12 protein-coding genes are annotated in these 15,666 nt (G+C 70.5%); all 12 read right to left on the reverse strand.

Features of this window, described 5'->3' with window-relative positions; translation table 11 throughout:
- Positions 1 to 41 precede the first annotated feature (41 nt).
- Positions 42 to 2,225 (reverse strand): MMPL family transporter, encoded by a 2,184-nt coding sequence (locus RB614_RS12745; RefSeq protein ID WP_308712664.1) that lies wholly within the window; start codon positions 2,223 to 2,225, stop codon positions 42 to 44.
- A gap of 83 nt (positions 2,226 to 2,308) precedes the next feature.
- Positions 2,309 to 2,911, reverse strand: coding sequence for a TetR/AcrR family transcriptional regulator (locus tag RB614_RS12750; protein ID WP_308712665.1), 603 nt, complete (start codon positions 2,909 to 2,911; stop codon positions 2,309 to 2,311).
- Between the two features lie 79 nt (positions 2,912 to 2,990).
- Positions 2,991 to 4,271 carry a hypothetical protein gene (locus RB614_RS12755; protein WP_308712666.1) on the reverse strand — a complete coding sequence of 427 codons (1,281 nt, stop codon included), beginning with the start codon at positions 4,269 to 4,271 and terminating at the stop codon, positions 2,991 to 2,993.
- Between the two features lie 85 nt (positions 4,272 to 4,356).
- Entirely contained in the window at positions 4,357 to 5,820 is a 1,464-nt protein-coding gene (locus tag RB614_RS12760) for an RICIN domain-containing protein (protein WP_308712667.1), read from the reverse strand.
- 26 nt (positions 5,821 to 5,846) lie between these two features.
- Entirely contained in the window at positions 5,847 to 7,307 is a 1,461-nt protein-coding gene (locus RB614_RS12765) for a pectinesterase family protein (RefSeq protein ID WP_308712668.1), read from the reverse strand.
- 544 nt (positions 7,308 to 7,851) lie between these two features.
- Entirely contained in the window at positions 7,852 to 9,093 is a 1,242-nt protein-coding gene (locus tag RB614_RS12770; protein WP_308712669.1) for an ROK family transcriptional regulator, read from the reverse strand.
- Positions 9,090 to 10,070 carry a DUF6807 domain-containing protein gene (locus RB614_RS12775; protein ID WP_308712670.1) on the reverse strand — a complete coding sequence of 327 codons (981 nt, stop codon included), beginning with the start codon at positions 10,068 to 10,070 and terminating at the stop codon, positions 9,090 to 9,092. Before RB614_RS12775 ends, RB614_RS12770 begins: the two co-directional genes overlap by 4 nt.
- Positions 10,067 to 10,927, reverse strand: coding sequence for a DUF6807 domain-containing protein (locus RB614_RS12780; protein WP_308712671.1), 861 nt, complete (start codon positions 10,925 to 10,927; stop codon positions 10,067 to 10,069). Before RB614_RS12780 ends, RB614_RS12775 begins: the two co-directional genes overlap by 4 nt.
- Entirely contained in the window at positions 10,924 to 12,414 is a 1,491-nt protein-coding gene (locus RB614_RS12785; protein WP_308712672.1) for a glycoside hydrolase family 43 protein, read from the reverse strand. Before RB614_RS12785 ends, RB614_RS12780 begins: the two co-directional genes overlap by 4 nt.
- Entirely contained in the window at positions 12,411 to 13,241 is an 831-nt protein-coding gene (locus tag RB614_RS12790; protein WP_308712673.1) for a carbohydrate ABC transporter permease, read from the reverse strand. The genes RB614_RS12785 and RB614_RS12790 overlap by 4 nt, the downstream gene beginning before the upstream one ends.
- 9 nt (positions 13,242 to 13,250) lie before the next feature.
- Positions 13,251 to 14,192: a carbohydrate ABC transporter permease gene (locus RB614_RS12795; protein WP_308712674.1), complete on the reverse strand. Its 942-nt coding sequence runs from the start codon at positions 14,190 to 14,192 to the stop codon at positions 13,251 to 13,253.
- Positions 14,189 to 15,463 carry an ABC transporter substrate-binding protein gene (locus RB614_RS12800; protein WP_308712675.1) on the reverse strand — a complete coding sequence of 425 codons (1,275 nt, stop codon included), beginning with the start codon at positions 15,461 to 15,463 and terminating at the stop codon, positions 14,189 to 14,191. The genes RB614_RS12795 and RB614_RS12800 overlap by 4 nt, the downstream gene beginning before the upstream one ends.
- Positions 15,464 to 15,666 lie beyond the last annotated feature (203 nt).

The following is a 15,666-nucleotide window of genomic DNA, read 5'->3' on the forward strand; positions in this document are numbered from 1 at the left end:
TCGGCGTCCCACCCACCATAACCCGGAAACCCTCGACGCCTCTACCGCACGGGTGCCGCCTCCTGCGCGGCGGGCAGCGGCTCGCCGGCCTCGACGAGGCGGTGACGGAGCTTCTCGCCCTCGACGTCCACATTGGGCAGGATCCGGTCGAGCCAGCGGGGCAGCCACCACGCGGAGCGGCCGAGCAGCGTCATCACCGCGGGGACGATCGTCATCCGGACGACGAACGCGTCGAAGAGGATCGCCACCGCGAGCGCGAAGCCGATCGACTTGATCAGTGACTCGTGGGACAGGATGAAGCCGGCGAAAACACTGATCATGATGATGGCGGCCGCGGTCACCACTCGCGCGCCGTGGCCGAAGCCGGCGACCACCGCGTCGGTCGGCCGGGCGCCGTGCACGTACTCCTCGCGCATGCGGGTGACCAGGAAGACCTGGTAGTCCATGGCGAGCCCGAAGACGATACCCACCAGCAGCACGGGCAGCAGCGACATGATCGGCGCGGTCTCCTCGACGCCGAACAGGCCGGCCAGCCAGCCCCACTGGAACACCGCCACGACCGCGCCGAACGTGGCCACCACCGAGAGCAGGAAGCCGAGCGTGGCCTTGAGCGGTACGACGATCGACCGGAACACGAGCGCCAGCAGCACGAACGCGAGGCCGACCACCACCGCGAGGTACGGCACGAGCGCGCTGCCCATCCGGTCGGAGACATCGATGTTCATGGCGGTCTGGCCGGTGACGGAGAGGTCACCGCTCAGCCTGCCGTCCGTCTCGCGGATCGCGGTGACGAGGTCCTCGGTGGCGGCGCTGCTCGGCGCGCTGCCCGGGATCACGGTGAGCAGCGCGGTGTCGCCGGCCTGGTTGAGCACCGGCGGTACGACGGCGGCCACGTCCGGCAGGGCCTGGATGGCACCGGCGGCCTCCTCGGCCGCGCCCTTCGCGTCCGGCGCGTCGACGACGACCGTGAGCGGACCGTTGAAACCCGGGCCGAAGCCCTGGCTGAGCAGGTCGTACGCCTTGCGCTGGGTGGTGTCGGGCGCGGCGGTGCCGTCGTCCGGCAGGCCGAGGCGCAGGCTCAGCGCGGGGATCGCGATCACACCCAGGGCGAGCACCGCGGCCGCCAGCACCGCCGCCGGGCGCCGGGTGACGAAGCGGGCCCATCGGGTACCGGCGGTGGGTTTGCCGTTTCCGGCGGTCTCCGGGTCGCGTCCGCGCCGTCCGATGATCCGCCGCCCGGCGAAGCCGAGCAGCGCGGGCAGCAGGGTCAGCGCGATCAGCACGGCGACGACCACCGTGGACGCGGCGGCGAGGCCCATCTCGGTGAGCAACGGGATGTTCACCACGGCGAGCGCGGCCAGCGCGATCACCACGGTCAGGCCGGCGAAGACCACGGCGGAGCCGGCCGTCCCCACCGCGCGGCCCGCGGCCTCCTCACCCTCGCGACCGATGGCCAGCTCGTGCCGGTACCGGGAGACGATGAACAGCGCGTAGTCGATGGCGACCGCCAGGCCGAGCATCAGCGCGAGGATCGACGTCGTCGACGCCATCTCCGTGAAGCCGCTGACGATCATGATGCCGGAGATGCCGATACCGATCCCGATGATCGCGGTCAGCAGTGGCAGCCCCGCCGCGACCAGCGACCCGAACGTGATCACCAGTACCAGCGCGGCGATCACGATGCCGAGTACCTCGGTCGCCGAGGTCTCGACCGGTGGCTGGAGCGCGTCGCCGCCCATCTCGACGGTCAGCCCGGCCGACCGGGCCGGCTCGGCGGCGGCGCTCAGCGCGTCGCGCGAGGCGTCGGTGATGTCCATGCCCTGCACGGTGTACGTCACCTGGCTGTACGCCACCGTCCCGGCCGGGTTGACGCCACCAGCCTGGTACGGGTCGGTGGCCGCGCCCACCTGCGGCGCCACCTTCAGCGCCGCGACCGCCTGCTCGATCGCGGCGCGGTTGGCCGGGTCGGCGAGCGTCTCACCGGCCGGCGCGGCGAACACCACCCGCGCGGTCGCGCCACCCGCTCCCGCCTGCGGAAACCTCTCACCGAGCAGGTCGATCGCCTGCTGCGACTCGGTACCTGGGACGGTGAACGAGGTGGAGGTCTGCCCGGAGAGCGTGAGCGCGCCAGTGCCGAACGCGGCCAGCACCGCCAGCCACAGCACCAGGACGAGCCGCCGGCGCCGATACGAGAACCGGGCCAACCGGTACAGATAGGTAGCCATGGGATACTTCTCCCTGTATCGAGGGCGTGCTGTGTCGACCCAGCCACCGGTCGGCGGCGGGGCTCGTGGGCTCTGTATGGGTGCTAGCGGAGCGGCTCGCGCAGCCCCGCGGCGAGCTGGTCGAAGGCCTCGGTCAGCAGGTCGGCGAGGCTGCGGCCGGTCTTGTCGCCGCGCGAGACCTCGATCGTGGCGATCAGTGCCGCGTGCAGGCTCGCGGTGAGCAGGCGCGGGTACAGGTCGCGGTCGGGGTCGGTGCCGGAGCGCTCGGCGAGCGCCTCGATGACACTGCGCCCCACCTCTTCCTTGAGCGCGTCGTTGCGCCTGGACAGCGTCGGGCTGTTGTCCATCAGCCGCATCCGGGTGGCGAGATCGTCGATGCTGTCGACGCTGGTGGCGATCATCTCGTCGGCGACGTGCCGCATCGCCTCCATCGCCGACTCCCGCGCCGGCCGGGCCCGGATCGCGGCCACGACCTCCCGCACGAAGTCCCACATCGCCGCCAGGATGGCCTCTTCCTTGTTGGCGAAGTAGTTGTGGAACGTCCGCGGCGACACCCCGGCCGCGTCGGCGATCGCCTCGGCGGTCACGTGCTCCACGCCGCGCTCCTGCGCCAGCCGGATCGCGGCGTCGGTCAGCGCCGCGCGGGTCGCCGCCTTCTTCCGCTCGCGCAGCCCGGGATCGTTCACTCCTCAGAAGCTAGCAAACTTGCCGAGAGCCAGCAAAGTTGCTGACGCTCGGCAAGTTTGTGTGGTCGCCCACAGCGAGTCAGGCGGGGTACGAGCCGTTCATCAGGCCGTTGAGGTACTTCTCCACGTTCGTGTAGCCGGTGCGGTCGAAGTCGCCCGTGGCGTCGGCGGCCGAACCCGGGTCGAGGCCGTACCGGGCCTCCCAGGCGTCGGGCATGCCGTCCCGATCACGGTCGGCTGGGGCGGTGCCGCCGGCGATCGTGCCGTACCCGCTGTTGCCCAGGCCCGTGGCGGTCTGCGACGCCCACAGGTTGCCCGCGGTGCCGAGCGAGCGGACGTCGGCGAGCACGAGGTTGTCGACCTGGTCGCGGGGCTGGGCGCCGGCGCGGGCGAGCACCTCGGCGTACGCGGCGGAGGCGCTCAGCGTCGGGATGCCCGCGGTGGTGCTCGACCACGGGCTGGCCAGCGCGGTCGCGCCGGCGCCGAGGTTGAGCGTGCCGCCGTTGAGCTGGCCGTCGCGGTTGCTGTCGATCACGTTGCCGCTGTTGAAGACCTGCTGGTTGCGCATCTGGTAGTACGCGTTCGAGGAGTTGGTGGTGCGCGGGCCGGTGATGAAGTAGTTGCCTACGACGTCGTGCAGGAAGTGGCCGCTGGAGTTTCCGGCCGTGTACGCCGCCTGGTAGTTGTAGACGACGTTGTTGATGTACTGGGTGTTGCCCTTGGCCAGCGGGCACCGGTTGTGCGAGTTGGCCCAGAGGTTGCGGTACCAGGTGAACGGGCCGGTCTCGGTGTGCGCGGCGAACTGCTGGCCGATCGGGTTCGCGTTGATCGAGTACTGCATGGTGATGTCGCGGGCCCGCACCGCGCCGATGTTGTTCCACTGGGCGAACTCGACCGACACGTGATCGAAGATCATGTTGCTCGCGTCGAGCCAGTTGAGCCCGTTGTTCTCGTCGTTCGGGTCGAGGTCGCCCTGCCGGAAGCGGAAGTCGCGGACGATCACGTTGGTCGCGCTGTTGAACGAGACCTCGCCGCCCATCACCCCGATGCCGCCGCCCGGGGCGGTCTGGCCGGCGATCGTGATATTGCTCTTGACCAGCACGGTCGAGGTGAGCCGGATGTAGCCGCCGACGTCGAAGACGACGATGCGGTTGGCGGTGCCCACCGCGTCGCGGAACGAGCCCGCGCCGGAGTCGTTCAGGTTGGTCACGTGGTAGATCGCGCCGCCGCGCCCACCAGTCGCGCCCGCGCCCACACCGACGGCGCCGGGGAACGCGGTGACCGGATCCGCAGCCGCGGCACTTTGCGCGGGCGTGACTGCGAGCAGTACGGCGCCGATCAGTACGAGCTGTCGTTTCATCGGACCCTCCACACGGGAATCGATCCTCCACAAGGGAAGATGCCGGCCTTCCCCCCGTGGGAAAGGGGAAGGCCGGCAGGCTGGGTCAGTTACCGATGCTCGCCTGCGGTCCGGCGTACTGGCGCAGCAGCGCGGGCACGTCGGCGGCGGCGTGGAGCGTGTACGAGTAGAAGCTGGACGGGTTGAACGCGGAGCCCTTCGAGGTCACCTTGCCGGAGTCCCACGGGCTGTTGACGGTGATGTTGCCGCGGGCCACGAGCTCGCCGGCCTCCACGTAGTACGGGTTGCGGCTGTTTTCGAAGTAGCTGTTTTCGATGACACCCTTGGTAAGGCCGCGGATGTAGTTGCCGTACGACGAGGTGTTCTGGACGTAGTTGTTGTAGAGGTGGCAGTAGGCGATGTTGTCCGCGCTGGGGTTGCGGGTGCGGGTGTTTTGCAGCCAGTTGTGGTGGATGGTGATTCGCGCGGTGACGTTGTCGGTCCAGCCGATGCCGAAGGTCTTGTTGTTGTCGACCAGGTGGTTCCAGGACACGGTGAGGTTGGTGGTGTCCTTGCGGCTGTCGATGAGGCCGTCGTTCATCCGGGAGAGCCGGTTGTGGTCGATCCAGATCCGGTTCGCGGTGTCCAGCTGGATCGCGTCGTAGTCGTACGCGTCGTCGCCCGGGTCGTCGTCGGGCATGAGCGTGTCGCGGATGGTCAGGTTTCGGATGATGACGTTGCTGACGCCGGTGCCGAGGAAGAAGCCGCCGCCGACGATCTGCCCGCTGGTGCCGACGCCGATGATCGTCTTGTTGGAGGCGACCCGCAGCTCCGTCCCCTTAGGACTGATGTTGATGGTGCCGGAGACTCGGATCACGTACGAGCCGCTCGCGGTAACGTACTGGTTGAGCTGCGACTGGTTGGTGACGGTCACGGTCTGCCCACCGGCGCCACCCGTGACGCCCTGGGCAAAGCCGTCCGGCACGTTCGAGTACGGCACGCCGCCCGGCGGTGGTGTGGTCGGGTTGCCGCCGACCTGGTTGAAGAGCCACTGCATCCGGGCCACGTCCGAACAGGTCTCCTGCACGATCGGGTTGCCACCCGCCGTCGAACCGTCCCGGTCGCTCACGCAGAGCCCGCTCGCGGCGCTGGCGATGGTGTATTTGCCGGAGGCGGCACCGGACGCCGCGAAGGACCACCGCTGGTTGACCTTCGTCCCGTCACCACAGCCCCACTGCTGCAGCTGCACACCCGAGCTGGTCGAGCCGGACGGAAGGTCCGCACAGCGGGTGCTGTTCACGTTCACCAACGTGAACCCACCAGCCGACGACGAAACCACCCGCCACTGCTGCCGGGTCGAACCAGCACTACACGACGCCTGCTGGAGCAGGGCACCGTTGTCCGCCGAGCCACCCGCCACCTCCAGGCATTTACCCGAAGCCCCCACGGCCAGCGTGTAGACGCCACCGTTGGCCGGGCTCGCGGCGTTCGCGGGGAGCACCGACACCGCCACGATCGCGGCCGGCACGGTCAGGGCGACCGCGGCGAGGGTCACCAGTTTCCGTTTCATCTTCGTCCTTCCTCGGGAGGGAGCGTTCACATCGGGTTCCAGCCGTCGGAGCCGGCGAGGTACCGCTGCGGCGTGTAGTTGGCGGCCTGGGAGTCGGAGAGCTGCGGGCGGTTGGCGTTGGTGCCGGCACCCGAGCCGGTGTTCCGGTACTCGAGGAAGCGCGCGTTCTGCCAGACGTTGCCGGACATGTCCGTCCAGGGCTGCGCGGTGCGGATGGTCGCGCTGAGCGTGGACTCCCGGTACAGCACCTGCGCGTCCGGGCGCCACGGGCGGCCGAGCTGGGTGACGTTGTTGGCTGCCCCGCTGATGCTCGAACGGTAGAAGAGGAAGCCGTACGTCTTGGTGGCGGCGGTGCTGGCCGCGGTGATCGGGCCACCGGTGGAGCGCTTCTCGTAGATGGAGCAGTTGTCGAAGACGATCGTGCCGCCGCCGAAGATGAAGTCGACGGTGCCCTCCACATAGGAGTCGGCGACGTAGGCGCGGGTGGCGTCGTTTACCAGGAACGTGTCCTGGTCGCCCAGGAGCCGTACGTTGTCGAGGACCGCGCGGTCCGCGTTGAGGTTCAGCGCGACGGCCTGGTGGCCGCTGCTGGCCGAGTTCTCGTCGAAGTCGTTCGAGATGGTCAGGTTGGTCGCGACGAAGTCACGGCCGTCCACAAAGGCCGTTGCGCTGCCGGACGTGCCGTGCGTACCGGCTGAGTTGTTGTAGACGATGACCACGTTGGACGGTCCGGAGCCGAGCCCTTGCAGGGTGACGAGCGGCTTGTTGGACGGCACCCGGATCACCTCGCGGTAGGTGCCGGCCTTGATGGTGATGACCCGGCGGGTCGAGTTGTTCGCCGGTACGGCGTCGATGGCCGCCTGCACCGTGCGGTACGTGCCGGTGCCGTCGGACGCCACGGTCGGGGTGCCCGATGGCGGCGGCGTGGTCGGGTTGGGGTTGCCGCCGACCTGGTTGAAGAGCCACTGCATCCGGGCCACGTCCGAACAGGTCTCCTGCACGATCGGGTTGCCACCCGCGGTCGAGCCGTCCCGGTCGCTGACGCAGAGGCCGCTCGCGGCGCTCGTGATCCGGTACTTGCCGGAGGCGGCACTCGACGCCGCGAAGGACCACCGCTGGTTGACCTTCGTCCCGTCACCACAGCCCCACTGCTGGAGCTGCACACCCGAGCTGGTCGAGCCGGACGGAAGGTCCGCACAGCGGGTACTGTTCACGTTCACCAGGTTGAAGCCACCAGCCGACGACGAAACCACCCGCCACTGCTGCCGGGTCGAACCAGCACTACACGACGCCTGCTGGAGCAGCGCGCCGTTGTCCGCCGAGCCACCCGCCACCTCCAGGCACTTACCCGAAGCCCCCACGGCCAGCGTGTAGACGCCACCGTTCGCGGGAGTCGCGGCGCTGGCCGGCAGCACCGATACCGCGACGATCACGGTCGGCACCGCCAAGCCGATCACGGCGGCGCCGAGCGTAAGTCGGTTGGACATTCGCATCCTTTCTTCGCACGGGAACGGCCTCACGCGCGCGAAGGGGTGCGGTGGCGTCGGCCGTCCTCGAAATGGCTGCGTGTTTGACCGTCGCTAGCCCGGACAGGCGACGAGACTGCGGACCGGCGGTTGCCCAGCCACCGATCACAGTCGATGCGTAGATGAGACTATGCCACGCCCGATCGTTAAGTCAATCGATGAAACAAACCCCCTGTGCTGCGCTTCTGTACCACTTCCGGGGACGCCGCACGGCGGCGTCTGGGCCTGGCGCGGCCCGGCAAGGAAACCGATACAGACCCTGGACGATCTATTCCAACGGGTCCGGCAGCGGCCACTCGTGGGCCGAACCCCGCGGCAGCGGGCGGTAGACCGCCCCTTTCAAGGACGCCGGGCCTCGGGGCCACAAGGCCCCCGTGGTGACGGTCGCGCCGCCGGCCCTGGGGCCGGCGTGGGTTGTGAAGCGCGGAGGGTGCGGCCGCGGGAACGCACCCCGCGCAACGGTCTGGACCACGACGGAGATCGCGGTAGCTCCATAAATGGGTCTTTAGCGCCTGGAGGGCTGGTGGAGCAGCCAGGTCGCGGGGTGCTGGCGGATCTGGTCGATCGAGGTGAGGGCGGCGCCGATGACCGCCGCGTCGGGGCCGAGGAGCGCCGGGCGGACGGTGATCGGGGCCCAGCCGGTGGTGAGGACCCGCTGGTTGATCTCGGCCTGCGCGTTGGCGGTGAGCCACGACGTCAGCAGGGCGTAGCTGCCGCCGAGCAGCACCGTGTCGATGTCGAGGATGTTGAGCACGCCGGACAGCGCGATGCCGAGGGTGGTGCTGGCGGTGTCGAGCGCGGCGAGGGTGGCCGGCTCCCCCGCGTCGGCGCGGGTGAGGATGGCGGCGTCGGGCGTGACGTCGACCGGGGCCGGCTGGTCGCCGAGGATGGCCTCCAGGCTCGCGTAGGTGTGCAGGCAGCCGCGCGCGCCACACGGGCACGGCTTGCCGTCGGGGTAGACGGTGACGTGTCCCAACTCGCCGCTCCAGCCGCGCATGCCGCGCAGCAACTCTCCATCTAGGACGATGCCGGCGCCGATGCCGAGACCGCCGGAGACGTAGACGAAGCCGCCCCGGGCGTCGCCGCCCGCGTACAGCTCGCCGAGCGCGGCCAGGTTGGCCTCGTTTTCCACCGTCACCGGCAGGTCGAGGTGGCGGGTGGCGTCGCGGAGCAGGGCGCCGGCGTCCACGTCGCGCCAGCCGAGCGCGGGCGCGGTGCGCACCACGCCGGCGTCCACCGGCCCGGGTACCGCGAGCGTCGCCGTCACGACGGTGAGGCGCTCCGCGGCGATGGCCTCGATCGCGGCATCGGCCATCCGCGCGAGGTCGGCCAGCACGGCGCCGGCGGTGCGGCCGGCGTACGGCGACGGCGCGAAGGCCAGGTGGCGCACGTTTCCGGTCAGGTCGACGGCGCAGGCGGCCAGGCCGTCGGCGCGGATGTCGAGGCCGAGCCCCGCGGGCCCCCGGTCGGAGAGCGTGAGCCCCACCCGGGGCCGGCCGGCGCGCCCGTCGTGGGCGATGCCGGTCTCGGTGATGAGCTGGCCGGCGAGGAGGTCTTCGACGATCCGGGTGATGGTGGGCCGGGTCAGGCCGGTGGCCGCCGCCAGCTCGGTGCGGGAGATGGGGTGGGTCGCCGCGAGGATGTGCCGGAAGACGAGTTCGAGGTTGATGGTGCGCAGGCTCTCCTGCCGCACCGGCGCCTCGCGCTGCCGCGGGCTGCTCGGCCGGATCGACGTACGGTCGGTCATGGCGCCTGCCGGACCGCGCCGGCGAGAGCGGCGGCCGCGGCCGCGGTGAGCGGGCCGTCCACGACGGCGGTGACGAGGCTCCGCTCGATCGTCTCGTCCGGGCCGAGCACGAGCGGTTCGTCCCAGGCGAGCGAGGAGCCGACCCCGACGTAGTCGCGGGCCCGCACGAACCACCGGTCGCGGGCGGTGGCCTCGTCCCCGGGTACGAACAGGACGGTCCACCGGTCGCCGCCGGTGACCGCGAGCCAGGCCGCTGTGCCGCCGTGCACCGATCGCACGCCGGTGCCGGCCGGGCTGAGGATCTGGGCGCTCTCCACCGGGGCGGCGCGCCAGAAGAAGCCGCCGTACCCCGCGCCGGGACGCCCCAGTGCGGCCGGGCTGCGAAACGGCAGCGGCGCGCCGGTCGCGTTGGTGAGCCGGGTGTGGATGGCCAGCGCCCAAGCGGTGTCGGTGACCGGGCGGCAGGTGATCGTGCGCTGCTCGTGCAGCACCGGGTTGCCGTGCGCGTCCGCCCACCGCAGCGCGTGCGCGAGCTCGTCGCCGGTGTGCCGCAGCCACCGCTGGTGCCGCTGCACGCCGTGATTGTCGAGCCAGGCCGGGCCGTGACCGGCGACGAACGTGCGCCCGCCCCAGAAGTTGTGCCCACCCACGTCGGGCACGGCGATGCTGATGCCGAACTGGTGGCGGTGCGAGTCGGGGCCGGCGTCGGTGACGGTGGTGCCGGCGAGCGTACGCACGGGGTGCAGGTAGGGGCGCGGGGACATGGCGAGCGGCAGGTCGGGGCGCCACACGTACTCGGCGACGTCGCGCCCCCGCACGCGCAGGGTGGCGGTGCCGTGCGGCTGGTCGGCCAGCGCCGGCGGCCGTACGCCGGGACCCGCCATCGTCACCTCGCCGTCTCTCGTCGCCAGGCCCGCGCCCTGTCCCGGCCGCCGTGGCGCCCGGACGGCGGGGACGGACCGGCGGCTGGCGGTCACGGCGGCCACCCGTCGTGGAGCGCCGCGACCTCACCGGCGATGCCGGCGACCTCGCGCGAGCGGAGCCGGCCGTCGGCCACGACCGTGATGATACGGCGACGCAGCGCGCTGCCCGAGCCGACGACCAGCGGCTGGTCCCAGGCGAGCGCGGAACCCACGCCGGCGTAGTCGCGGCTGCGGACGAACCAGAGGTCGGCCTGGCCCGGCACGAAGATCAACGTCCACGGATCGGTGTCCGCGCCGCTGAGCGCCAGCCAGGCGGTCCGCTGCCCGTGCAGCCGCCGCTCGCCGGTGCGGTCCGGGCCGAGCACGTGTATCCGCCGGTCGCCGCGGCGCGCCCGCCAGAAGAAGCCGCCGTACCCGGCGCCGGGGCGGCCGTTGGTGGCCGGGCTGGCGAAGGCGAGCGGCTCGCCGGTCACGTTGGTGAGCTCGAAGCCGAAGTCGAGCGCCCACGCGCGGTCGTTCACCGGAAGGGCGGCGATGCGGCGCCGCTCGCGCACCAGGTCGGTGCCGGCCGGACCGATCCAGCGAAGCTCGTGGTGGACGCTGCTGGCGTCGCGGGTCGTCCAGCGGTGGTGTCGCTGGGTGCCGTGGTTGGGCAGGTGCACCGGCCCGCGCCCGGGTACGAACGTGCGCCCGCCCCAGAAGTTGGCCCCGCCGACGTCCGCGACCGCGACGCTCACGCCGAGGTGGTGCAGGTGGTCGGCGGGCATCGACTCGGTGACCTCGGTGCCGCCGAGCGTGCGGACCGGGTGGAGGAAGGGGCGAGGCGAGACGGTCTCCGGGAGGCGGGGCTGCCAGGCGTACTCGGCGACCGGGCGCTCGCCCAGTCGCAGGCTGACCGTCTGCGCCGTCATGCCGCCGGTCCCGTTACGCCCAGCCGGCTCACCTCGACCGCACCCCCCGTACCGCTGGCGAAGAGCCCTAGTGTGGCGCCGACCCAGTGCCCGGCCGTGGCCGGAAACGGCGGTCCGATCGGGCGCGGCGGCTCGCCGGCGAGGAACTGGCACCGGCCGTCGGGGGTCACCTCGACGCCGACGGATTCCTCTGTGGACATCGGGGGCGCGGCGTCCCGCTCCGGCTCGCCTTCGCCGGCCACCCGATGGACGAGCCGCACGCCGGCGGCGCTGTGTTCGAGCCCGATCCAGGCGTAGCTGCGGCCGAGGATCGTGAGGCCGGCCCGCGCTCCCGGGGTCGTGCCAATCAGGCGGAGCGTGGTCGTGGCGCGGAAGTGCTCGGCGGGGAGCCGCTGGCCGAGCAGGTTGGGCAGGCGCCGCAGGTCGCCGTCCGGATCGGTGGGGAGGCAGGCGAGCCGGAGCCCGCCGCCCGGCTGGAAGCTCCACCACTCCGGCCGCGGGTTGGCCGCCCACGCCCACTGCGGTCCGAGGTCAGGCCCGGTGAAGTCGTCAGCCGCGGCGGGTGCCGCCGGCCTTCCGGGTCCTGCCGCCGGCTTCCGGTGCGACGGGACCGGCTGGCCGGGCGGTGAGCCGATCGACGGCCAGCCGTCCGCCCACCGCATGGGTTGCAGGTGCACGACCCGGCCGAACGCTCCCTTGTCCTGGAAGTGCAGGAACCAGTCCGCCCCGTCCACAGTGGTCACCCAGGCGCCCTGGTGCGGGCCGTTGACCGGGGTGTCGCCCTGGGCCAGCACGATCCGGTCCTCGTACGGGCCGAAGACGTGCCGGGACCGGAAGGCCGACTGCCAGCCGTCGGTGACGCCACCGGCGGGCGCGAAGATCCAGTACCAGCCGTCGTGGGTGTAGAACTTGGGCCCCTCCAGCGTGCGGTAGCCGGGGAGCGCGTCGCCGTCGACGATGTGCCGGCCGCCGTCCAGCAGCGCGCTGCCGTCCGGGCTCATCCGGTGGCAGGTGAGCTTGTTGTTGAACCCGGCGCGGCTCTTGGCCCAGGCGTGCACCAGGTACGCCGACCCGTCGACGTCCCACAGTGGACACGGGTCGATCAGCCCCCGGCCGCCCTTGAGCAGGTGTGGCCGGCTCCACGGTCCGGCGGGGTCGGTGGCGGTGATGACGAAGATGCCCCGATCCGGGTCGGGATACACGATCCAGAACCGGCCGTCGTGGTGACGGAGCGCCGGCGCCCACACGCCGCACCCGTGCCGCGGGGTGTCGAACTCCTCCTCCGGCTCCAGCCGCGGCAGCCCGTGGCCGACGATCGACCAGTTGACCAGGTCGCGGCTGTGCAGGATGGGCAGTCCGGGTACCCGGTGAAAGCTGGACGCGACGAGGTAGAAGTCGGCGCCGACCCGGATCACGTCCGGGTCGGACCAGTCCGCGTGCAGCACCGGGTTGCGGTAGGTGCCGTCGCCGTTGTCGGCGCTCCTCATTTGAGTCCCGTGGTGGCGATGCCCTTGACCAGGTACTTCTGGCCGGCGATAAAGAACCCGACGACCGGCGCCAGCGACAGGAACGACATCGCGAACATCTGCCCCCACTGCGACTGCCCCTCCGAGTCCATAAACTGCCGCAGCGCCAGCGGCACGGTGTAGAGCTCCGAGTCGGTCAGGTAGATCAGCGGCGCGAAGAACTCGTTCCAGACCGAGATGAACGTGAAGATGGCCGTGGTCGCGAACGCCGGCAGGCAGAGCGGCATGATCACGCTCCAGAACGTGCGGAACGGCCCGCAGCCGTCGATCCGGGCGGCGTCGTCCAGCTCGTGCGGCAGCGAGCGCATGAACTGGACCATCAGGAAGATGTAGAACGCGTTGGTGGCGAGGAAGTTCGGCACCAGCAGCGGGTAGTACGTGTTGATCCAGTCGAGCTTGGCAAACACGATGTACTGCGGCACCAGCAGCACGTGTCCGGGGAGCATCATCGTGCCGAGCATCAGCGCGAAGAAGAGCTTGCGGCCGGTGAAGTTGAGCCGGGCGAAGCCGTACGCCGCGAGGGAGCAGGAGACCAGGTTGCCGATGATGCTCAGCACCACGATGACGAACGAGTTGACGAAGTACAGGCTGAACGGGTGCTCCAGCGCGGTCCAGCCATCGGGGTAGTTGCTCAGGTCCCACGCCGCCGGCCAGAGCGCGAGGTCGGTGAAGATCGTCTTGCTGGGCTTGAGTGAGCTGGAGACCATCCACAGCAACGGATACATCATGACCGCTCCGATGAGGCAGAGCATGATGTGGCGGGCAAACCGGGATCTGAGCAGCGACATGGCGAGACCTCAGTTGTCGTAGAAGACCCAGTACTTGGCGGCCAGGAAGTTGAGCGCGGTGAACGCGGCGATGATGACCAGCAGCATCCACGCCATGGCCGACGCGTAGCCCATGTTGAACTGCGAAAACCCCTGCTGGTACAGGTAGAGGTTGTAGAACATCGTGGAGTCGGCCGGGCCACCCGTGCCGCTGCTCAGCACGAAGCCCTGGGTGAACGTCTGGAACGACGAGATCAGCGACTGGATCAGGTTGAAGAAGATGATCGGGCTGAGCAGCGGCAGGGTGATCGACCGAAACTGGTGCCACTTCGAGGCGCCGTCGACGGCCGCCGCCTCGTAGTACATCGCCGGGATCTGCCGCAGCCCGGCCAGGAAAATCACCATCGGCGAGCCGAACGTCCAGATGTGCAGCACGATCAGCGTCGTGAGCGCGTAGTCGGGATCGGACGTCCACGCTGGACCGTCGATGCCAAACCAGCCGAGAAACGCGTTGACGACGCCGTCGAGGCCGAAGATGTAGCGCCACAGCAGCACTACCGCGACGCTCCCGCCGAGCAGCGAGGGCAGGTAGAAGACCGCCCGGTAGATCGGCAGGCCGCGTACGCCCCGGTTGAGCAGCATCGCCACGCCCAGCGCCACGACGAGCGACAGCGGCACCGACACGAACGTGTAGATGAACGTGACCTTCAGCGACTGCCGCAGCAGCGGGTCGTCGAGCATCTCCCGGAAGTTGCCCAGGCCGATCCACTGTGGAGCGTTCAGCAGGTTGTAGTCGGTGAAGGCGAGGTAGAGCGAGGCGAAGAACGGGATGACCGTGAAGAGCATCCCGATGAACCAGGGCAGCAGGAAGAGGTATCCGGCCCGGTCCTTGCGCGGCTTGACCCGCCGCGGTGGTGGCGCGGGCGGCGCGGACGCTCCGGCGGGGAGCGTGACCCGGGTCGTGGTGGTCACTTGCCCAGGGCTTTCCGCCCCGTGTCGAGAAACGTCTTCGCGGCCTGCTGGGGCGTCTGCCGCTTGAACTCGACCTCGGCGGCGATCGACTCCAGGCTGGAGGCGATCTTGCTGGATCCGGGCGGGTACGTGTACGAGCGCGGCAGCTTCTCCTTCTGGAGCCCGGCCAGGTATTCGGTGGCGACCTGGTCGTCCTTCTCCAGGCTCGGCTTGATCTCCTGCGCCACCGACGTGTTGGCCGGCACGCCCCGGGTGGTGCCGGTGGCCTTCGACGCCTCGACGTCGTTGGCGAGGAAGTCGAGCAGCGCCAGCGCCTCGTCGCGGTGCTTCGTGGCGGCCGCGACCGACCAGAGGTGCGGGCAGTCAACCGACTGTCCCCGCCGCACGGCCTGCGTCTCCCCCGGGATGCGCAGCAGGGCCAGGTTGCCACCGGCCGCCGCGTTGTACGCCAGGAAGTTGTTGGTCGGGATGATCTGCGACGCGATCGAGCCCTTGGCCAGGTAGGACTGCTCGGCCGAGGCGCCCACCTTTTCGATGAAGCCGGCCGGCGGGAAGCCGCCCTCGGCCCGCATCGCCTCGACCATCTCAAACCACTCGACCACAGTGGACTCACTCACGCCGAGCGCGCCGTCGGCGGTGTAGAAGTCCTCCCCGTGCTGCCGGGTGAAGACGATGAAGTTGGCCAGCGTGAACGCCTCGAAGTTGGTCCCGTACACCTTCCGCCCGCTGGCCTGGGTGACCTGCCGCGCGAAAGACGCCAGGTCGGCCCAGCTCCACGTGTCACCGTCCGGGATGGACACCCCATACTTCTCGGTCAGGGTCCGGTTGACGACGAAGCCGATCGCGTTGAGCCCGGCCGGCACGCCGTACGTCTTGTCGCCGACCGCCGCTAGCGTCCGGGCGCTCTCGCTCAGGCCGGAGAGGTCTACGGCGCCGGAGTGCTGGCCGAGGTCGAGCAGCGTGCCGCGGTCGGCATACTCGCGGAGGCTGTCCATCCGCATCGCCATCACGTCCGGCGGGTCGCCGGCCGCGAAGCGGGTGGCCAGCTTGTCCTTGTACGGCCCGCTGTCCTGATATTCGATCTTGACGGTGATGCCCTCGTGCTTGCGCTGGAAGATGTCGAGCGCGGCCTGCGTCTTCTCGGCGCGCTTGGCGTCGCCCCACCAGACCATGTTGAGCTGGACCGCACCGCCGGCAGGCTCGTCGTCACCGCCGCCGAACCCCCGGCCGCACGCGGCGAGGCCCAGCCCGAGGCCGGCGAGGCCGGTCATCCTCAGCACATCTCGCCGGTTGGGGGTGTTTCTTACCGGCTCTCCGGTCATGGGCATATCCCTTCACGAGGCATGGCGAACCAGGCGCCGCGGCGCGGGCGGTATGGACGTGGGGCTCGGGCCGCGCGTCAGCGGCCCCGCACCGGGCCGGGCAGACGCCCCGGTTGGGGATGGAGAAAGAGTTAAACCGCTCGATGTACGGT

The sequence above is a fragment of the Phytohabitans maris genome, from assembly GCF_031085175.1.
Classification (GTDB): domain Bacteria; phylum Actinomycetota; class Actinomycetes; order Mycobacteriales; family Micromonosporaceae; genus Phytohabitans; species Phytohabitans maris.